The sequence below is a fragment of the Pinirhizobacter sp. genome (assembly GCF_035317885.1).
Lineage (GTDB): Bacteria > Pseudomonadota > Gammaproteobacteria > Xanthomonadales > Rhodanobacteraceae > Pinirhizobacter.
The window spans coordinates 1-2,638 of sequence record NZ_DATHFX010000393.1; the positions used below are offsets into that span (position 1 = coordinate 1).

General features: G+C 65.0%; 1 protein-coding gene. It reads left to right on the forward strand.

The window, feature by feature from the left end:
* Window positions 1-2,638, forward strand: a 2,638-nt coding sequence (locus VK519_RS13010; RefSeq protein WP_324350400.1) for a glucoamylase family protein, incomplete at both ends; no start/stop codon positions are given.

Genomic DNA, 2,638 nt, shown 5'->3' on the forward strand with positions numbered 1-2,638 from the left:
CACCTTGCGGGAACTCTCGCGTGTCGAGCCGTTGTGCTGGACCGCCCAGGCCGATGCCGAACTCGTTCGTAGCCGGGCGCAAAAGCGCATCGCCTGGATCGAGCAATTGGCGGCGCAGGCTGGCGACATGGCGGTGATGGACTTCCAGTTCCTCTACGAGGGAAACCGGCGGCTTTTGTCGATCGGCTACGACGTGGAACAGCGGCGCCTGGATGTCAGCTACTACGATCTGCTTGCATCCGAAGCCAGGCTCGCCAGTTACGTGGCCATCGCCCAGGGCCAGTTGCCACAGGAACATTGGTTCTCAATGGGACGCCTGTTGACCACCACGGGCGGTTCGCCCGTGCTGCTGTCGTGGACGGGCTCCATGTTCGAGTACCTGATGCCGATGCTGGTGATGCCGAGCTTCGAAGGCACGCTGCTGGACCAGACCTGCCGCGCCGCGGTGGAGCGCCAACTGCAATACGCCGGGCAACTGGGACGCCCGTGGGGCGTTTCCGAATCAGGGTACAACGCGATGGACGTGCACCTGACCTACCAGTACCGCGCCTTTGGCGTGCCCGGGCTAGGCCTGAAGCGCGGGCTGGCCGAGGACATCGTGATGGCGCCTTATGCCTGTGCCCTGGCGGCCATGGTAAGGCCGGCCCAGGCTGCCACCAACCTGCAACGCCTGGCCGGCATGGGCATGGAGGCAAGGCTCGGTTTCTACGAGGCCATCGATTTCACGCCGTCGCGGCTGCCGTTGGGACAGGACGAGGCGATAGTGAAGTCGCACATGGTCCATCACCAGGGCATGTCGCTGTTGGCCTTGGCGCACACGCTGCTGGGCAAACCCATGCAGCGGCGCTTCATGGCCGATGCGCAGCTGCGCGCCACCTCGTTGCTGCTGCAGGAACGCGTGCCACGCACAGCCGCCGAATACCTTCACGTCACCGGCTTCCCTGAATCCGAAGGCACCACGTCGATCGTGGAACCGCGCCTTCGCCTGTTCACCGATCCCGACCGCGCCCGCCCGGCCGTGCAGCTGCTTTCCAACGGCCGCTACCACGTGATGGTAAGTAGCGCCGGGGGCGGCTACAGCAGGCACCGCGATCTTGCCGTCACCCGTTGGCGCGAAGACATCACCCGCGACCATTGGGGCATGCACGGTTATGTGCGCGACGTGGCCTCGGGCGATACGTGGTCGACCGCGCACCAGCCCACGCTTGCCAAGACCGACCGCTTCGAAGCTATCTTCTCCGAATCGCGCGCGGAATTCCGCGTGCGCCGGAACGATGTGGACACCCACACCCAGATCGTCGTATCGCCCGAGGACGACATTGAGCTGCGCCGCGTGCGCGTGACCAATCTTGGCCGCACCCGGCGCACCATCGAGCTCACCAGCTATGGTGAGGTCGTGCTGGCGCCACCGATGGCGGACCTGTTGCACCCGGCCTTCAGCAAACTGTTCGTGCAGACCGAAGTGGTGCACGAATTGCAGGCCATCCTGTGTACGCGTCGACCCCGCTCGCATGACGAAGCCACGCCGTGGATGTGTCACTTGCTGGCAGTACACGATGCGCACGTACAAGAAGTGTCCTACGAAACCGACCGGGCTCGTTTTCTCGGACGCGGGCGCGATGCATCACGGCCGCGCGCGCTCGATGGCGACGTCTCCACGTTGTCCGGAAGCGCCGGATCCGTGCTCGATCCGATCGTCGCCATCCGCTGCCGGATCGTGCTGGAGCCCGAACAGTCGGCCACGCTGGATTTCGTCACGGGCATCGCCGACACCCGCGAAGGTTGCATCGGCCTGATCGGGAAATACCGCGACCGGCATCTGGCCGATCGTGTGTTCGACCTGGCCTGGACCCATGCCCAGGTGCTGCTGCGCCAGCTCAATGCCACGCTGGCACAGGCCCAGCTGTACGAGCACATGGCAACTTCGATCATCTATCCCAACGCCACGCTTCGCGCCGATCCCGCGATCATCGCCAGCAACCGGCGCGGGCAATCCGGACTGTGGGGACAGGCCATCTCGGGCGACCTGCCCATCGTGCTATTGCAGATTTCCGAACCCTTGCGGATCGATCTGGCGCGGCAACTGGTGCAGGCCCATGCCTACTGGCGCCTGAAGGGACTGGCCGTGGACCTGGTGATCTGGAACGAGGATCGTGCCGGCTACCGGCAGGAATTGCAGGACCAGATCATGGGCCTGATCACCTCCGGCAGCGAGGCGAGCCTGCTTGATCGTCCCGGCGGCATCTTCGTGCGTGGCACGCAACAGCTCTCGCCGGAGGATCGCCAGGTCACCATGGCCAGCGCGCGCATCATCGTCAACGATTCGCGCGGTAGCCTGGCTGAGCAGATCGACCGCCATGTAGCCGATTCACGGGCCGCGGGCGATAGCGCGCCTCATCCGACGCGCTTGTCCAGGGTATCGGCCCCCGGCCTGGAATCCACCGAGCCACCTGCCCCGCTGGACCTTCTGCAGCCCAATCCCTTTGGCGGCTTCAGCGCCGACGGCCGGGAATACGTCGTGGTTCTCGATGAAGGCAAGCCGACGCCGGCACCGTGGTGCAACGTGGTCGCCAACGACCAGTTCGGCACCGTGGTGTCTGAAAGCGGCAGTGCCTATACGTGGGCCGAAAACGCCCAT